We start from the raw sequence: 17,085 nt of genomic DNA, 5'->3' as shown, positions 1-17,085 counted from the left end.
CATGGCACAATCACGCAACAACCCATCCCGCGGCGGGGGAGCCCGCGGCCCCCAGGGTCGCGGCAAGGGCTCCAAATCCGGGTCCAAGGCCGGCTTCCGCTCGGGTCCCGGTAAGGCCTCCGGATCCCGTTCGGGCGACGCAGCCGGGCGCGGCTACTCCAAGGGCCCGGGTGCCGGGCGCGGCAAGGCGGCGGGCAAGCCCAAGGCCGCGGCGTCCCGCAAGGGACCCCAGAAGCCCCGCGCGTTCGCGGGCGTGGACAAGTACGAGCGCCGCGCGGCGGCAATCAAGGAGCACGGCCCGCACCGGCGTCGTCGTCCCAAGAACCCGCCCGTGGACCGGCTGGAGGTGCATGACGAGAACGGCGTGCGGCTGCAGAAGCTCATGGCCCAGGCGGGCGTGGCGAGCCGGCGCGTGTGCGAGGAGATGATCCAGGACGGGCGCGTGTCCGTGGACGGTGAGATCGTCACCGAGCTGGGCGTGCGCGTGGATCCTGTGCTGCAGGCCGTGCACGTGGACGGGATGCGCATCCAGACCGACGAGAAGCTCGTCTACTACGCGTTCAACAAGCCCACCGGTGTGGTCTCCACCATGGAGGACCCGGACGGCCGGCGCTGCGTGAGCGACTTCCTGGACCCTCGCAAGCACGAACGCGTGTTCCACGTGGGCCGCTTGGACGTGGAGACCGAGGGTCTGCTGCTGCTCACCAACGACGGCGAGCTCACCAACCGCCTGACCCACCCCTCCTACGAGGTCCCCAAGACGTACCTGGTCCAGGTGCACGGGCCCGTGGAGAAGGGCGTGGGCAATCAGATGAAGCAGGGCATCCGGCTCGAGGACGGCGATGCGAAGGTGGACGACTTCCGCCTTGTGGACTCCACCCCCGGGCACGTGCTCATCGAGGTGGTGCTGCACTCCGGGCGCAACCGGATCGTGCGCCGCATGTTCGACGCCGTGAACCACCCCGTGGAGAAGCTCGCGCGCACCCACGTGGGCCCCATTGCGATCGGGGACCAGCGCCAGGGCACCGTGCGCAAGCTCTCGCACACCGAGGTGGGCAACCTCCTCGCGTCCGTGGGGATGTGATCGTGGTTCCCGTGACAGCATCCACGACCGGACCGGTGCTGGTCATCGGTTCCGGTCTGCTCGGGGCGAGCATCGGCCTGGGCCTGCGACACCTGGGTGTGAGCGTGTACTTGCGGGACTCCTCGCCCACCACGGAGGCCGTGGCCCAGGACATCGGCGCGGGGCGCAGCGTGCGCGCCGCGGACGGGGACGTGCCCGAGCCCGTGCTCGTGGTGGTCGCGGCCCCTCCGGACGTCGTGGCCGAGCTCGTGGTGCAGGCACTGACCGATCACCCGGGTGCCACGGTGCTGGACATCGCCTCCGTCAAGGCCCCCATCCTGGCCGCCGTCACGGCCTCCGGTGCGGACCTCACACGGTACGTGGGGACCCACCCCATGACCGGGCGGGAGAAGTCCGGGCCCGTGGCCGCGCGCGGGGAGTTGTTCACGTCCATGCCGTGGGTGATCTGCCCCGGTCCTGAGACCGGTGCGGGCGCCATCACGGCGGCGAAGAACCTCGCGGTGGACCTCGGCGCCACGATCACGGTGTTGGACCCCACCGAACACGACGAGACCGTCGCGCTGATCTCCCACGTACCGCAGGTGATGTCCTCCCTGCTGGCCTCCCGGTTGCAGGACACCCCGCTGCACCACCTGTCCCTCGCGGGGCAGGGGTTGCGGGACACCACCCGGATCGCGGGCTCGGACCCCGGTCTGTGGGTGCAGATCCTCTCCGCGAACGCCCGGCCCGTGGTGCGCTCGCTGTACGAGGTGCGCGAGGACATCGAACGGCTCATCGCCACGCTGGAGGACCCGGCGGCGGACGGTGCGCGATTGGACATCGCCCAACTCATGGCCGAGGGCAATGCGGGCCAGGCGCGGATCCCCGGCAAGCACGGCGGGGCACCGCGGGCCTTCGCGACCTTCACCGTGGCCGTGGACGACACCCCCGGGACCATTGCCAAGTTGCTCACGGAGATCGGGGAGATCGGGGTCAATCTGGAGGACCTGCGCCTGGAACACTCACCCGGGCAACCGGTGGGCCTGGTCGTGGCCTCGGTGGACCCCAACCGCCGGGAAGGCCTCGTGGACGAGCTGCAGGAACGCGGCTGGAAGGTGGTGCAGTGATGAACGCATGGGACACGAACGCGCGACTCGTGGTCGCGATCGATGGGCCCTCGGGCTCCGGGAAGTCCTCGGTGTCCAAGGAGGTGGCCCGCCGCTTCGACCTGGCCTACCTGGACACGGGAGCCATGTACCGCGCGGTGACCTGGTGGTGCCTCGAATCCGGGGTGGATCTCACCGATCCGCAGGCCGTCATGGCCGCAACCGAGACCGTCCCCCTGGAGATGGGCACCGATCCCCACGAGGAGCGGATCACGGTGGCCGGGCAGAACGTGCGCACGGCGATCCGCGGTAACCGGGTCACGGACCACGTCTCTGCGGTCTCTACGACCATCCCCGCCCGCGAGGTCCTGGTGCGCATGCAGCAAGACATCATCCGGGACAGCGGGTACCGGATCGTGGCCGAGGGCCGGGACATCACCACGGTCGTGGCCCCGGACGCCCAGGTGCGGATCCTGCTGACCGCCTCGGAGGCCGCGCGGATGGCGCGGCGGGGCAAACAGGTGGGCGCAGCGGCGTCGTCGGACCTGGAGGCCCGTGTGGTGGGCAGGGACGCCAAGGACTCCACCGTGGTGAACTTCACTACGGCGCAGGACGGTGTGCACCTGCTCGACTCCTCCGAACTGACCATGGAACAAACGGTGCAGGGCGTGATCGACCTGATCATCCGCGCCACCACACACGACGGGGCGCTCGCCGCGCCTCACGACACGGGCGCCAACGCCCCCGAGGAAGCGAGGTAACCATGAGCGCATCGGACGAGCCCACGGTGGACTCCTACGAACAGTCCGTCCTGGGCGGGGGCAACGAGGACATCTCCCAGCGCCTGGCCGCGATCGACGACGCCGAGGCCGAGGCCCGTGCGCAGGCCCTGCGCGAAGGGCTGGCCGACTACGAGCTGGACGACGAGGACGCCGCGCTGCTCGCGGACTGGGTCGACGGAGACGACGAGCGGGACGCCCGCCGCCCCGACCCCGTGGTGGCCGTGGTCGGCCGGCCCAACGTGGGCAAGTCCACACTGGTCAACCGCGTGATCGGGCGCCGCGAGGCCGTGGTCGAGGACACCCCGGGCGTCACGCGCGACCGTGTGTCCTACAAGGCGGAGTGGAACGGGAAGAACTTCACCCTGGTGGACACCGGCGGGTGGGAGCAGGACGCCAAGGGCATCCACAAGCGCGTGGCCGATCAGGCGGAGCTGGCCGTGGAGAACGCGGACGCCGTGCTGCTCGTGCTGGACGTGACCGTGGGGGTCACCGCGACCGACGAGGCCGTGGTGTCCATGCTGCGGCGCGTGACCAAGCCGATCATCGTGGTGGCCAACAAGGCGGATTCCCCGCAGCTCGAGATCGAGGCCACCGCGCTGTGGTCCCTGGGCATGGGGGAGCCGTTCCCGGTCTCCGCGCTGCACGGCAAGGGCTCTGGCGACGCGCTGGACGCCCTCGTGGCGGCGCTGCCCGAGTACTCGGAGGTGGCCGAGGCCGAGCTCGAGGGTGGACCGCGCCGCGTGGCCCTGATCGGGCGGCCCAACGTGGGCAAGTCCTCCCTGCTGAACAAGCTCGCCGGTTCCGAGCGCGTGGTCGTGGACGAGACCGCCGGCACCACGCGTGACCCCGTGGACGAGATCGTGATGCTCGGCGGGGAACCGTGGCGTTTCATCGACACCGCCGGCATCCGCCGCCGCGTGCACCTGCAGCAGGGGGCGGACTTCTACGCGTCGCTGCGCACCCAAACCGCTCTAGAACGCGCCGAGGTGGCCGTGGTGCTGCTCGCCGTGGACGAGGTGCTCTCCGAACAGGACGTGCGCATTCTGCAAATGGCCGTGGACTCGGGCCGCGCGCTGGTGCTCGCGTTCAACAAGTGGGACACCCTGGACGACGAGCGCCGGTTCTACCTGGAACGCGAGATCGAACGGGATCTGGCCCACGTGTCCTGGGCTCCCCGGGTGAACCTCTCGGCCAAGACCGGGTGGCACAAGGACAAGCTGGTCCCGGCACTGCACACCTCCCTGGACTCCTGGGACCGCCGCATCCCCACCGGGCGGCTCAACGCGTTCCTGGGCGAGATCGTGGCGGCCCACCCGCACCCCGTGCGCGGTGGCAAGCAGCCCCGGATCCTCTTCGGGACGCAGGTGGCCTCCCGGCCGCCCAAGTTCGTGCTGTTCACCACCGGGTTCCTGGACCCCGGTTACCGCCGGTTCATCCAGCGTCGGATCCGTGAGACCTTCGGGTTCGAGGGCACCCCGCTGGAGGTCACCATGCGGGTGCGGGAGAAGCGCCAGCGCAAGCGCTGAGTGGTTGCCCCTACTGGCTCGGTTTCCATTCGGCGCGGGCGGCTCGCGAGTCGCTCGCGCCGATGTGAAATTCGGGCAGGGTTGGGGTAATGTAACTCGGGTGTTCGGGGCCGGAAACGGTGTCGAACACGGTCGCGGGATGTGGCGCAGCTTGGTAGCGCACTTGACTGGGGGTCAAGGGGTCGCAGGTTCAAATCCTGTCATCCCGACAGAAAAGCCCAGGTGAGAGCAGGTTTCTCACCTGGGCTTCATCATGTCCGGCGGTCGTTTTTCGTGGTCCCCTTCTGGTCCCCCCGGCGCTCTCGCCGGCGGTCACCTGTGGCCGAACGGAGCGCCTTGAACCCCTTCCTTCACCGGACGGGGCACGGTCCGCGGCCGCAGCGTCGAGTACAGCGTGGGATTCGCGATCACCGGAAAGCTCCGCGATGCCATCGATCTGGTCCCGAGGAAGGTCTGGACCCCAGCACTCGATGCCGACGGCGGCGTTCGTGAGGGCGGCGGCGTCGCCGAGCTGACCGGCCTCATCGACCCGAAGGTTCTCGCCAAGTGGCCAGCCGGGATGCGGGTGATCGTGCGTCGCGAACGCCCCCACCCCCGCGCGCAACTAACTCTGTTCGAGGAACGCGACGGCTGGCGCTACGAAGCCTTCGTCACCAACACCACGGCCGGCCGGCTCGCCTTTCTCGAGGCCCGGCACCGGGCCCATGCACGGGTCGAGGACCGCATCCGCCACGCCAAGGACAGCGGCCTGGGACGGTTTCCGTCGCGGGAGTTTAACATCAACCAGACCTGGCTGATGATCACCGAGATCGCGGCCGACCTAACCGCGTGGACCCGCCTGCTCGGCTGCATGGGCTCCGCCGCCATGTTGGCAACCTGCGAGCCGAAGGCGCTGCGCTACCGATTCCTCCACGTGCCCGCCCGACTCGCTCACAGCGCACGCCGACGTCGCCTCAAGATCCCGGAGTCGTGGCCCTGGGCAGCCGCGATCGTCGCGGTCTTCGCGCACATCGCCGCTATCCCGCAACCGGCCTGAGCTGGCCCGTGCGCCCCCGACATCACCACCCGGAGAACCGCAGCAAGGCAGCGCCAGCGAGCCCGTCGTCGTACCCGCAGTCACTCCGCGCACGGGCGTACTCGACCACACGGCTCCGACACGATCCCGACCGCCGTCATGAAAGACCGGGGCTAGCCCTGGGCCTCGCCGAGGCGCGCTTCGGGCGTGAGCTCGGCGCGGAGACCGCCGCCGGTCGCAGCCCGGGCAAGAGCGCGACCCAGCGCAGGTGCCTGCTTGAACAAATTGTGACCGGCCACGAAGAAGACAGAGCCTGCCTCCCACACGGCCACGCCGTCCTCACTCCACGGGAGGTCGGTCACCCAGCAGTGGAGGAAGTCGCGCGGCTCTGGGTGGAGACCGGGCAGCGCCCGTGTCACGTATTCGCGTGCGCGTTCGTCCAGCGATCGAATCGCCGCCGGGTCGATGAAAGTACCGTCGTCGCGGACGCCGACGGTGTCGCTGAGTCCGACCGAATAGCTGCTGTTGCCCGGTAGCGGCGTCGCGTAGACGCCGACTTCGCCGAAGACGCCGCTGCTGTCCTGCAGGCACGCGACTCGTGCCGGGGCGGCGGCTTTCACGTCGAAGGTCAGCCGTACGTGTGCGGCGAGGCGAACCGGCAGCGACAGGCCGACGCTGCGTGCCAGGCGGGCGGTTTCGCGGCCGGCGCACACGACCACCTTGGAGTAGACAGCCCGGTCGGTGACGCTGCGCACCTCGACCGTCCCGTCGGCGCGGGGATCGATGGAGATGACCTCACCGGTGGTGATCGCATCTGCGAGGGCACCCGTGAGTGCCGTGATCGCGGCGCGGGTGCGGATCGCGCCGCCCGACTCGTCGAGCACCGCTGGCCCCGAGTACCCAGCGAGCAGCGGCATCCGCTGGGCGACCTCGGCCGCGTCGATCTCGTGCGCTTCCACGCCGCCGACCTGGTCGAGCACCCGCAGCCGCGCCAGGGCGCTGTCTCCGATCGCCAGGACACCGTCTGATGAGACCAGCTCGACGTCGAAGTGTTCGGCCCACTCATCCCATACGCCGCGGCTTTCGCGCGCGAAAGCGACGAGTCGCGGGTCGTCATGGGCATGCCGGAAGATCCGCGACTCGCCTGCGGACTGACCCGTCCCGGGCAGACCAGCCTCGTACAAGCGCACCGGCACGCCCTGCTCCCGCAGCGCGTACGCCGTGGACAGACCGACGATCCCGCCCCCGATCACTGCTACCTCGGGTGAACGCGTCGTGGCAACGCCGTCGTCAGTTCCTGTCATCGCGGTTCCTCGATCCGTTGGTGATGAGCGATAGGCCGCAAGAGAAGGGGCCGCTGCCACGACGTCAGCGGGCTGTGTAAGCCCGAAGTCACCGCGCGCAACGACCCCTCCTCTCTGGGCCAGTACTCCCGGTCTGTGGTGTCAGGCGGGGAGTTTGGAGCCCAGGACGTCCAACTTCTCGATCGTGGGCTCGCTGAACAGTTTGCCGGTCTGCTCGCCGAGAGCGGTGGCAACTGCGCCGGACAGGTGCGCGTCGCGGCCAGCGTCATCGGGGAACACGTCGAAGATCCCGAAGGAGGACGGGCCGAGACGGATCGCGAACCATGCGACGGTGGCCGGTTCCTCCTCGACGAGCCCTCGCCCAATGCCGAGGAATTCCTGGACCTCGTCTTCCTTGCCGGGCAGGGCCTCCAGCCTGACAAGCAGTCCCTTAGTCACGCTCATGACATCACCTCTTCCCGGGTCGAATTGCTCGCAAATTTCGCCCCCATCGTATCGCAGAACGCAGGCATGTCATCGGGCGAGCGGGTGGTGATCAGGTTCCCGTCCACCACGACGTCTTGGTCGACGACGTCAGCACCGGCGTTGCGCAGGTCCGTGCGGATGCTCGGGAAGAACGTCAAGGTGCGGCCTTCGACCACACCGGCCTCGATCAGCGTCCACGGCCCGTGACAGATCGCCGCAAAGGGCTTGCCGCTTTCGACGAACTCGCGGACGAAGGAGATCGCGTCGGGGTCAACCCGGAGTTGGTCGGGATTCACTGTGCCGCCCGGGAGAAGCAGGGCGTCATAGTGGGTGACAGAGGCGTCCGCGACCAACCTGTCAACGGTGAACGTGCCTGCTGCCTCCAGATCGTTCTCACGCGCCTGAATCTCACCGTCATGGATCGACAGCACCTCGGTCTGCGCGCCAGCCCGCTCCAGTGCCTCGCGGGGCTGTTCGAGCTCGACTCGCTCGACCCCGTCGGCGGCGAGGAAGGCGACTCTCCTGCCCTATAGCGTCGCGGACATATCAACTCGCCTTAAGATCCCGGAGTCGTGGCCCTGGGCAGCCGCGATCGTCGCGGTCTTCGCGAACATCGCCGCCATCCCGCAACCGGCCTGAGCTGGCCCGTCCGCCCCCGACATCACCACCCGGAGAACCGCAGCAAGGCAGCGCCAGCCACAAGATCGTCGTGCTGCTCGTGGGCAACAGGTTCCACGCCGCCGTAGCGCCTCTCACGGCTCTGGCCGCGAACTGAGCTTGCCCACGAGGGGGACCAGAAGGGGACCAGAATCATGCGCTCCATGCATCTCGTGACGTGTTCTGCATGATCTGACGCCCGGAATCACGCAGAATCCGGTCTGGCCGGAGCAGTCTGGACGTCTGGGGGTCAAGGGGTCGCAGGTTCAAATCCTGTCATCCCGACCGAGTGAACCGGCTCCGGCCAGGCAGAAATGCTTGGCCGGAGCCGGTTTTTTGGTGCACACTCCCGCTCATGGCTACCACCCGAATTCCTAACGGAGTTGACGCACGTTTCCGTGCCCGGAAGCTGCTCTAACTCCACTAGAAATCATGACCCGCCGCTCGGCCGTTCCTCGTCACTCCTCAGGTGTCCCGCGTGAGCCGCACCCACCCGTCGGACAGCGCAGCGCGCAGGCCCGCCTTGCGCGAAACCGCGGGCAGTGCGTGCGAAAGGCATGCCACGGCGTCGTACCCGGAATGGTCCACGCCCGGCAGGACGTGCAGGTTCGTGTCGAAACCCGCGGCCTGGAACGCGGCGACGCCCTCCTCGGCGGCGCCCAGCGCGCTCCACTCGGGCGGGTTCGTGGCACCGTCCACGTCCTGATCGCCCACCCACCAGTGCATGGCCGTGTTGCCGATGCACGGCCGGGCCTTCTTCTTGGTGGCCACCGGCGCATTCGCTCCGCCGCCGCCGATGATCACCGCGCCGCCGTGCGTCATCCCGGGAATACCCCGGTCCAGCAGTTCGTAGGTGATGAACTCGGCGCCGCCGCTGTACCCCACGAGCCAGATGTTGCTCGCGTCCACCTGCGGGTTCCGCTCGACGATGTGCTCGTGCAGCGCCCGGAAGTACTTGCCGTTCGCCTTGCAGTCCTCCCACCACGTGTAGCCGTCGCCGGAGCCGTCCTCGTCCGGCGTGTTCACCGCTACGAACATGAGGTCCCGGGCCCGTGCTGCCACCGCGAGCCGGGCCAGATCGCCCTCGTCCGGCCAGTTGATGGACGTGTCGTCCAGGTCCCAGTAGTCCCCGTCGAAGTAGTACATGATCCCCGCGGTGCCCGAGTCCCACACGTGGTACCACGAGCTCAGTCCGTTTGGCGCGGTGAAGTCCACGAAAGTTTCCGGTGCCACTGTCCCCCCTGAGATGATCCGCCCCGATTCCCCCCGGCACGGCGCGTACCCGTCCAGTATGCCGCGCACGCACGGCGGACGACGACGCCGCACCCCTCTGTTTTTACTGAGCTAAAGCGTGATTCGGTGCACCAAAGCTGCTTTTGCTGCACTAGAACATGGGGGTGGCAGGCGGGGCGGCGCAGGTCATCGGGTAAATATGCACGTCATGTACCCACTCGGGTGTGACCGTGCGGAGCTCAGCATGCTTAGGTGGGAGGACACGACGAAAGGGGTATCCCATGACCAACGTCATCACTACTTACCTGCAGGACCATCACGCCGGATCGGCCGCGGGGGTGGATGTGTTCCGCCGTGTGGCCGAGGGTCACGGGGACCCGGAGGTGCGGGAACAGGTTGAGCGGCTGGTCCCGGAGATCGCCCGCGATCAGACGTCCCTGGAGGACATCATGGCCATGGTCGGGGCCAAGCCGGCCCTGTACAAGGATCTTCCCGCGAAGGCGGGCGAGAAGCTCGCACGCCTCAAGCCGAACGAGCGGATCAAGGAACGTTCGCCGCTGTCGGACATCGAGGAACTCGAGGGCCTCGTGGCCGCCGTGCACGCCAAAGGCCTCGGGTGGCGGTTGCTCCTGGAAGTCCCGGACGAGCGGCTGGACAAGGATCTGTTGCAGAACCTCTACGAGCGCGCCCAGGATCAGGAGAAGACCCTGGAGTCGCTGCGCCTGGGCCAGGCCAAGAAGCTCACAGAGTCCTGAGTGCCGTTCGCTACCGGGAGCTAGACCGTGACGACCGCCGATGACATGCCCGCCCTGCGGCGTCGTACGAGCGCCAAGTGGCGCACGTACCCGCGGGACGTGTTGCCCGTGTTCGTCGCGGAAATGGACTTCCCCACGCCGCCGGCCATCAAGGCGGCGCTTCAGAATGCGATCGAGAACAGCGACACCGGGTACGCCACCTCGACCGATCGAGGCGCTGCGGAGGCGTTCGCGGACTTCGCCGCGCAGCGGTGGGGGTGGCGCCCGGACCCGGCGCGGATCTCGTACACCACGGACGTGAGCGTGGTGATCGTGGAGTCGCTGCGCCGTCTCATGGCGCCAGGCGACGGCGTGATCATCACCCCGCCCGTCTACCCGCCGTTCTTCGACCTCGTGGTCGAGACCGGCGGGCGGGTCGTGGAGGTCCCGCTGCTCGACGACGCCGCGAGCTACCGTCTTGATCTGCCCGGCATCGACGCCGCCCTGCGCGCGGGCGCCCGCGGCGTACTGCTGTGCAATCCCCACAACCCCGTGGGGCTCGTGCATTCCCGCGAGGAGCTCGAAAGGCTCTCCGAGATCGTGGCCGAGCACGACGGATTCGTGGTCAGCGACGAGATCCACGCCCCGCTCACACATCACGGGACCGAGTTCACCCCGTACCTCTCGGTGTCCGACGCCGCGCGCCAACACGGTGTGGCCGCGGAGTCGGGGAGCAAGGCGTTCAACCTGGCCGGTCTGAAAACCGCGCTGTTCGTGGTGGATTCCGAGCCCATGGCGCGGTGGCTCGAGCACCTGCCGGAAGAGGTGGCGAACCGCACCGGAAGCTTCGGTCTGCTCGCCACGCGGGAGGGTTTCCGCAACAGCACCGACTGGCTGGACGAGACCATCACCGCGATCCAGGACAATACCGAGCTGCTCGAGCGGGAGATGGCGGAGAAGCTACCGAGCGTCGTCGTCCGCCGGGGACACGCGACCTACCTCGCGTGGCTCGACATGCGCGCCCTGGGCTGGGGCGACGATCCCGCGGCGTACGCGCTCGAGCATGCCAAGGTGGCACTGTCCAACGGGCCCAGGTTCGGCGACGCGGGCAAGGGCTTCGCCCGGATCAACCTCGCGTGCGCACCCGAGACCATCGTGGAGGCCGTGGACCGGCTCAGCCGGGCCGCACACTGACCCCGGGTGGCCGTTCCGGGCGCTGAAGCGCCAGCCGTACGCCACGAAGGGACCGCGATCCACACCCGGTGCCGGGGGCGGGGCGGGCGGTCCTCAGTCCACGGCAGGCTACCGTGCGGGTTCCGGGTCCCGCTCCGTGCCGGGCGAATCCGCGGCCAGCTCGTCGAACGCGTACCGCTCCAGGGGAGTCCCCGTGAGATATGCCGATCGCGCGATCGCCATGGTCCCCACCGCAGACGTGATCAGGTGGATCGTGATGATGAGCACGACCTTGACCACGTTGGACACGGACGGCTGCAGCAGCAATGCCCCCGTCACCACGAACACGATGCCGAGCCCGCCCGCGGTCCCCACGGCCGAGACCCGCATGTACGCGTCCCGGAAACGGGCCACCCCCAGGGCGGCGGTCGCGAACACGAGGGCCCCGGCCACGATCAGGACGTTGCCCAGGACGGTCAGGATTTCGGTCATCGCTTCCCCCTGGTCAGAGCCCGTGCCAGGGACAGCGCGCTGAGGAATCCCACGAGCGCGGCCACGAGCACGATGTCGAAGGTGTACTCGTTGGCCACGCGCGCACCGAACAACGCGATCAGACCGACGAACCCGAACAGCAACAGGTCACCCGCGACCGCGCGGTCCGCTTCCGTGGGTCCGCGCAGGATCCGGAAGGCCGCCGCGAGGCAGGCCACGGCGAGGATCACGATCCCCACGGTCACACCGATCATGACGTCCCTCCCGTGCGGCGCACCGCGCGCAGCAGTCGTGTCTCAAGTTCCCGGACCTCAACCCGCACGCTGTCGGCGTTACCCGAGTACAGCGAGTGGACGTACAGCGTGCGGATGTCCTCCGCATCACGACGGCGCTGCGCCGCCACGGGCGCGTCGTGCATCCCCAGCGTGAGCGTGCCGGGGGTGAGCGTGATGAGGGCGGCCAGCAGGGTCACCTCCAGGTCCGAGCGGCAGCGCGTCCGCACGCGGGCCACACCGGGGGTCGAGTTCTGCCCCGGGGTCAGGTTGTCCCGCAGCACTGCGGTGCTCGAGGAGATGATCTGCCCGGCGTACCAGATCAGAAATCCGAGGACCCGAAAGGGCCAGGTGAGCCAACTCATGAGTCCATCACAGCTTTCACGTAGGTCGAGGTGTCCAGCAGGCCCTCCGCGGCGGTCGTGGATACGCCCATGAGCACTTCCGCGCCGAGGCCCAGCGCGAGCGTCAGACACGCGGTGACGACGGCGGGCCCCGCCAGGACCGCGGAGATGCGTCGCCCGCTTGCGGTGGCCACGGCGCCGTCGTCACGGGCGGCCGGGGCAGGTTCCGGCACGGTCCCCGCACCGGAACCGGCAGTGCGGGCGGCGGGACCACCACCGGCCCCGGAACCGCCCCCGTTCTCGAGCGACGACTCGCGCGCGGAGCCCCAGAACACGCCGTTCAAGATCTTGAGCATCGACAGCAGCGTGATGAGACTGACCGCGAGCATCACGATCACCGCGATCACGTGACCGGTGTCGACCGCCGCGAGGATGAGCGAGAACTTGGCCACGAACCCGGAGAACGGCGGTAGCCCGGCCAGGGACAGCGCGGCCACGAAGAACGCGACCGCGATGACCGGTTCGCGCGTCGCCATCCCGGACAGCGCGCCGATCCTCCCGGTCATGTAGCGCACCTCGATCGCGCCGGTGGACAGGAACAGGGAGGCCTTCACGATCATATGGTGAAGCAGGTAGAAGATGCCCGCCGCGAGCCCGGCCAGGGTGAACAGTGCGACCCCCAGCAGGATGTACCCGATCTGGCTGATCATGTGGAACGCCAGGATCGAGCGTGTGGTCTTCTCACCCACGGCGCCCAGCACGCCTGCGACCATCGTGAGGCAGCACAGTGCCACGCCGATCCACAGCCAATGGGCGTCGCCGTCGAAGACCACGGCGTAGATCCGGTAGATCGCGTAGCTGGCCACCTTGGTGTGCAGCCCGGAGAACAGTGCGGTGATCGCGGGGGAGGTGGCTGGATAGGCGACCGCGAGCCACCCGTGGATGGGGACCACCGCGGCCTTGATCGCCAGGGCGAACAAGCACACGGCGGTCGAGATCGCCACGGTGCCGTCGGTCGCGGCGCGGCCGGCCAGTTCGGCCATGTTCACGGTGCCCGCGGTGCCATAGATGAAGCCCACGCCCATGAGGAAGATCGTGGAGGTGAGCAGGTTCAGGGTCACGTACAACCGCGCACCCATGACCTGCCGCTCGGTGCCCCGGTGCCGCGCCGCGAGGACGAACAGCCCGTAGGACGGCAGCAGCATGACCTCGACGAACACGAACAGGTTGAACAGGTCCACGGTCAGCAGCGCGCCGTTCACCCCCGCCGTGAGCACGAGCACGAGCGGGGCGAAGTACACGGTGGCCGCCCGGCCGGAGGCGTAAGCGAACCACGAGCACACCAGAGTCAGCACCCCGGTGACCGTGAGCATGAGCGCGGCGAACATGTCCGCAACGAACGGGATGGAGATCCCCACGGGCCACTGCGCCACACCGTGGGCCACGGCCCCGCCGCTGCCGGCGAAATCGGTCACGAGCCACACGCCTCCGGCGATCGCGAGCAGCAGGGTCCCGAGGAGACCCACGGCGTGCAGCACGCGGCGGTCGCCCACGATCAACAACACCGCGGACACGAGCAGGGGAAGTGCGACGAACAGTGGGAGGAGGGCGCCGCTCATGAGCGCACCTCCTCGGGTTTCGCCTCGGTGTCGTCGTCATCGTCCCGGCCGGTCACGGCCAGCACGAGCATCACGATCGTGATCGAGAACGCAATCACGATCGCGGTGAGCACGAACGCCTGGGGCAGGGGATCCGCCACGGTGGACAGGTCCTCGGGGGCACCGAAGGGCTCGTGGCGCCGCGCGCTGCCGCCCGCGGCCATGAGCACCACGTTGCCCGCGTGGCCCAGGAGCACGAAGCCCAGGATCACGCGCAGCATCTCGCGCTGCATGAGCAGGTACACGGCACCGAACACGAGGAGTCCGGCGATCACGGCTGCGCTCATCGGGGGGTCACCTCTCCGGTCTCGTGGGTCGTGTGTGACGAACGGGTCGTCGCGGGACTCGCGGCGGTACCGCTCCGGGCGGCACGACGGCGCTCGCCGGCCCCGGCGCGCGCGCCCGGGGACGCGCCGGAACCGGGCTGGTCGTCCGGTCCCGCGGCACCGGGTTCGGGTTCGTGGGGCAGCACCTTGGTGGTGTCCGACGGCGGCCGCCCCAGCAGGTTGAACGCGGCCAGGATCACGCCGATCACCGCGAGATATACGCCCACGTCGAACACGAGCGCGGTGGTGATCTCGAATCCGAGGATGCGCGGGTGCAGGGGCCGCAGGAAGGACCCGTCCAGGTACCCCAGCAGGCCCGTGACCGTTCCTACGGCCACGCCGGCCCCGATCAACCACAGGTACGGCAGGCGCACGCGGGCGCGTTCGTCGGACGGGGCGGCCAGGTAGCTCAGGGTGAAGCCGGCCCCGCCCACGAGCGCGGAGATGAAGCCGCCGCCGGGTTCGTGGTGTCCGCGCAGCAGCAGGATCACGGACATCGCCACGATCACGGGCCCGAGCAGGCGCGCGGCGGTGCGCACGAACACGGTGTTGGCCTCCGGGTCGCTCACGGGCGATTGCTCGTCGATCGGGGCGGGGTCGTCCGCGGCGGGGCGGCGCCCGTGCAACAGGGCGGCGATCGTGAGCCCGGCGACACCCAGCACCGTCAGTTCGCCCAGGGTGTCCAGGGCGCGGAAGTCCACGAGGATCGTGTTGACCAGGTTGGACCCGCCGGTCTCGTTGTAGCCGTGGGTCAGGTAGTACTCGGACGCGGGTGAGGCCTCGCGCCGTCCGGTCAGCATCCACACGCCCGCGGTGGTCGCCAGCCCCGCGGCGCCCGCCACGAGCAGCGCGACCACGCGGCGTCGTGCGCCGGGGGAGGAGAAGCGCGCGGGCAGGCGGCGCAGCAACAGGACCATGACGCACACCGTGAGAATCTCCACGAGCAGTTGGGTCATGGCCACGTCCGTGGCGCCCAGGTCGAAGAACCACACGGTGATCGAGAAGCCCACCACCCCGGTCACCACGATCGCGGAGATCAGGCTGCGCGCGTTCATCATGGCCATCACACCGCACGCGATCAGCAGCGCGAGCAGCCAGTCGAAGGGCTCGCTCGCCGCGATCCGCACCGGCGGCAACTCGGTCGTGCTCCACACGGCGAGCAGCGCGACGACGCTTAGGCACACCGCGGGGATCGACAGGTGCCGCGCGGGGGCGGGGCTGTTCGTCCACGAGCCCACGACGCCGCCGAGCCGGATGGTCCCCTCGCGCGCCCGGTCCACGCCGTCCAGGGCGGAGAATGGGAAGGCGCGCGGGGCCAGGACGGCGTGCACGCGGCGTCGGGCGAGGACGAGTGCGGCACCCGAGGCGAGCACGGCGAGGGAGACGAACAGTTCGGGGACCGGGCCGTGCCACACCGCGAGGTTCTTCTCCACGGTGGACCCGGCGGCCGCACTCGCACCCGCGGAGACGAGCCCGTCCAGCAGGAACGGCACGAGACCCAGGACGAGCCCCGCGAGGGCACTCGAGGCGGGCGCGGCCCAGAAGGACACCGGGGCCTCGCGCACCACGGTGCCGTTGCGGCCACCGAGCGCGCTCAGCACGAGGCGCGCAGCGTAGGCGACCGTGAAGACCGAGGCGAGGGCGGCCGTGGCGGTGAGCAACCACGGGGCCCACGCGGGACCGGGAGCCTCAAGGAAGGCCGCGAGCATGGACTCTTTGCTCACGAAACCGAGCAACAGCGGGATCCCCGCCATGGAGGCGGCGGCCAGCACCATGAGGGTGGCGGTCACGGGCATCCGCGGGTTCATCCGGGCCAGCTCGCGCAGATCCCGGGTGTGGGCGCTGTGATCGATCACGCCCACGCCCATGAACAGGGCGGACTTGAACAGTGCGTGCGCGATCGTGTGCACCACCGCGGCGGACAGTGCGGCCGTGGTGCCCACCCCGATCATCGCGGTTAACAGACCCAGCTGGCTCATGGTCGAGTAGGCCAGCAGTTCCTTGAGGTCGTAGCGGCGCAGCGCGGCCACGGCACCGAACATCGCGGTGACGAGTCCTGCCGTGACGAGCAGGACGGTCCACGCGGGAACTCCGGAGAAGACGGGGGAGAAGCGCAAGAGAAGGTAGATGCCGGCTTTGACCATGGCCGCGGCGTGCAGGTACGCGGAGACCGGGGTGATCGCGACCATAGAGTCCGGCAGCCACGCCTGGAACGGGAACTGGGCGGACTTGGTGAACGCGGCGACCGCCACGAGGACGGCCACGAGCGTGGTCAGCCCGGACTGCGCACCCCACACGTCGTGCGTCAGGACGGCGCTGATCCGGGTCGTGCCGGTGGCCACGATCATGACGGTGACGGCCGCGAGCAGCACGAGCCCGCCGGCCACGGTCACGAGCAATGTGCGGATCGCGGGTTCCCGTGCGCCGTCCCCCGAGCGTGCGATGAGCAGGAACGAACACAGCGTGGTGGCCTCCCACGCGACGTAGAACGCCACGAGGTCGTCCGCGAGCACGAGGGCCAGCATGGCCGCCGCGAAGCCCGTCATGAGCGCATAGAACCCCGCGTGCTTCCCGCGATCGGCCCGGTCCGTGCGCTCGAGGTAGCGCGTGGCGTAACACAGCACCGCGGCCCCGATCACCAGGACCAGGAGGGAGAAGACCAGCGAGAGCCCGTCCAGGCGCAGGTCGAGCCCCACGTCCAGGGACGGGATCCACGGCAGCGACTCGACCACCGCGGGGGTGGGCTCGGCGGGGGAGTGCGCGGCGTCGTCGTACCCGAGGGCGACCAACGCCGCGGCGCCGAGCAGGGGCACCGCGAGCAGCCATCCGACGTTGCGGCCGATCGCGCGGGTCAACAGGGGGGCGAGCGCGCACGTGAGGAGTGCGCCCGCGAGGCAGGCAAGTAGCAATGGTCCACCTAGGTCCGGGGTGACAT

General features: G+C 69.3%; 15 protein-coding genes, 1 tRNA gene and 2 pseudogenes. 8 read left to right on the top strand and 10 right to left on the bottom strand.

The genetic code is table 11. From position 1 onward, the window contains the following. The first annotated feature begins 1 nt into the window (after position 1). The 6 genes and pseudogenes from HBK84_RS08095 to HBK84_RS08070 form a co-directional block, all read left to right on the top strand. Complete coding sequence (locus HBK84_RS08095) at positions 2-1,084, top strand: pseudouridine synthase (RefSeq protein ID WP_167318617.1); 1,083 nt, start codon at positions 2-4, stop codon at positions 1,082-1,084. Further along, positions 1,081-2,190, top strand: coding sequence for a prephenate dehydrogenase (locus HBK84_RS08090; RefSeq protein WP_064847385.1), 1,110 nt, complete (start codon positions 1,081-1,083; stop codon positions 2,188-2,190). The genes HBK84_RS08095 and HBK84_RS08090 overlap by 4 nt, the downstream gene beginning before the upstream one ends. Then, complete coding sequence (cmk, locus tag HBK84_RS08085) at positions 2,190-2,930, top strand: (d)CMP kinase (protein WP_167318616.1); 741 nt, start codon at positions 2,190-2,192, stop codon at positions 2,928-2,930. Before HBK84_RS08090 ends, cmk begins: the two co-directional genes overlap by 1 nt. 2 nt (positions 2,931-2,932) lie before the next feature. Beyond that, positions 2,933-4,477, top strand: coding sequence for a ribosome biogenesis GTPase Der (gene der / locus HBK84_RS08080; RefSeq protein WP_098055213.1), 1,545 nt, complete (start codon positions 2,933-2,935; stop codon positions 4,475-4,477). Positions 4,478-4,612: 135 nt separating this feature from the next. Continuing rightward, positions 4,613-4,686: transfer RNA gene (locus HBK84_RS08075), tRNA-Pro, on the top strand. A gap of 176 nt (positions 4,687-4,862) precedes the next feature. Continuing rightward, positions 4,863-5,513: pseudogene (locus HBK84_RS08070) on the top strand (transposase); the annotation flags it as partial. 152 nt (positions 5,514-5,665) lie between these two features. Here HBK84_RS08070 and HBK84_RS08065 read toward each other — a convergent pair. From HBK84_RS08065 to HBK84_RS08050, 4 genes and pseudogenes are all read right to left on the bottom strand, one after another. Continuing rightward, positions 5,666-6,796: an FAD-binding oxidoreductase gene (locus tag HBK84_RS08065; RefSeq protein ID WP_193519378.1), complete on the bottom strand. Its 1,131-nt coding sequence runs from the start codon at positions 6,794-6,796 to the stop codon at positions 5,666-5,668. Positions 6,797-6,937: 141 nt separating this feature from the next. Then, complete coding sequence (locus tag HBK84_RS08060; protein WP_012397129.1) at positions 6,938-7,240, bottom strand: putative quinol monooxygenase; 303 nt, start codon at positions 7,238-7,240, stop codon at positions 6,938-6,940. Next, a pseudogene (locus HBK84_RS08055) lies at positions 7,237-7,788 on the bottom strand (type 1 glutamine amidotransferase domain-containing protein); the annotation flags it as partial. The gene HBK84_RS08060 and the pseudogene HBK84_RS08055, both read right to left, overlap by 4 nt. A gap of 595 nt (positions 7,789-8,383) precedes the next feature. Further along, on the bottom strand, positions 8,384-9,151 hold the full coding sequence (locus tag HBK84_RS08050) for a hypothetical protein (RefSeq protein ID WP_144932317.1): 768 nt from the start codon (positions 9,149-9,151) through the stop codon (positions 8,384-8,386). A gap of 281 nt (positions 9,152-9,432) precedes the next feature. On the opposite strand from HBK84_RS08050, the gene HBK84_RS08045 reads away from it, so the two are divergent. Together HBK84_RS08045 and HBK84_RS08040 are read left to right on the top strand one after the other, a co-directional pair. Next, complete coding sequence (locus tag HBK84_RS08045; protein ID WP_144996919.1) at positions 9,433-9,906, top strand: hypothetical protein; 474 nt, start codon at positions 9,433-9,435, stop codon at positions 9,904-9,906. A gap of 27 nt (positions 9,907-9,933) precedes the next feature. After that, positions 9,934-11,079: a MalY/PatB family protein gene (locus HBK84_RS08040; RefSeq protein WP_240918891.1), complete on the top strand. Its 1,146-nt coding sequence runs from the start codon at positions 9,934-9,936 to the stop codon at positions 11,077-11,079. A gap of 108 nt (positions 11,080-11,187) precedes the next feature. Here HBK84_RS08040 and HBK84_RS08035 read toward each other — a convergent pair whose 3' ends face one another. Genes HBK84_RS08035 through HBK84_RS08010 form a run of 6 tightly spaced genes read right to left on the bottom strand, consistent with a single transcriptional unit; the run spans position 11,188 to position 17,059 of the window. Next, the gene (locus HBK84_RS08035) at positions 11,188-11,550 is read right to left on the bottom strand and encodes a monovalent cation/H(+) antiporter subunit G (RefSeq protein WP_167318615.1); all 363 of its coding nucleotides are present in this window, start codon (positions 11,548-11,550) and stop codon (positions 11,188-11,190) included. Beyond that, positions 11,547-11,804: a monovalent cation/H+ antiporter complex subunit F gene (locus HBK84_RS08030; RefSeq protein WP_167318614.1), complete on the bottom strand. Its 258-nt coding sequence runs from the start codon at positions 11,802-11,804 to the stop codon at positions 11,547-11,549. The genes HBK84_RS08035 and HBK84_RS08030 overlap by 4 nt, the downstream gene beginning before the upstream one ends. Continuing rightward, the gene (locus HBK84_RS08025) at positions 11,801-12,187 is read right to left on the bottom strand and encodes a Na+/H+ antiporter subunit E (RefSeq protein ID WP_144932325.1); all 387 of its coding nucleotides are present in this window, start codon (positions 12,185-12,187) and stop codon (positions 11,801-11,803) included. Before HBK84_RS08025 ends, HBK84_RS08030 begins: the two co-directional genes overlap by 4 nt. Next, positions 12,184-13,785 (bottom strand): monovalent cation/H+ antiporter subunit D family protein, encoded by a 1,602-nt coding sequence (locus tag HBK84_RS08020; RefSeq protein WP_167318613.1) that lies wholly within the window; start codon positions 13,783-13,785, stop codon positions 12,184-12,186. The genes HBK84_RS08025 and HBK84_RS08020 overlap by 4 nt, the downstream gene beginning before the upstream one ends. Next, positions 13,782-14,111 (bottom strand): cation:proton antiporter subunit C, encoded by a 330-nt coding sequence (locus tag HBK84_RS08015; RefSeq protein ID WP_098055225.1) that lies wholly within the window; start codon positions 14,109-14,111, stop codon positions 13,782-13,784. The genes HBK84_RS08020 and HBK84_RS08015 overlap by 4 nt, the downstream gene beginning before the upstream one ends. Beyond that, a complete protein-coding gene (locus HBK84_RS08010; protein WP_167318612.1) occupies positions 14,108-17,059 on the bottom strand; it encodes a DUF4040 family protein in 2,952 nt (983 codons plus the stop codon). Before HBK84_RS08010 ends, HBK84_RS08015 begins: the two co-directional genes overlap by 4 nt. Positions 17,060-17,085 lie beyond the last annotated feature (26 nt).

The sequence above is a fragment of the Kocuria sp. KD4 genome (assembly GCF_011769905.1).
Classification (GTDB): Bacteria; Actinomycetota; Actinomycetes; order Actinomycetales; family Micrococcaceae; genus Kocuria; species Kocuria marina.
The sequence above is the reverse complement of the archived record's forward strand: the minus strand, read 5'-3'. Positions and strand labels throughout refer to the sequence as shown.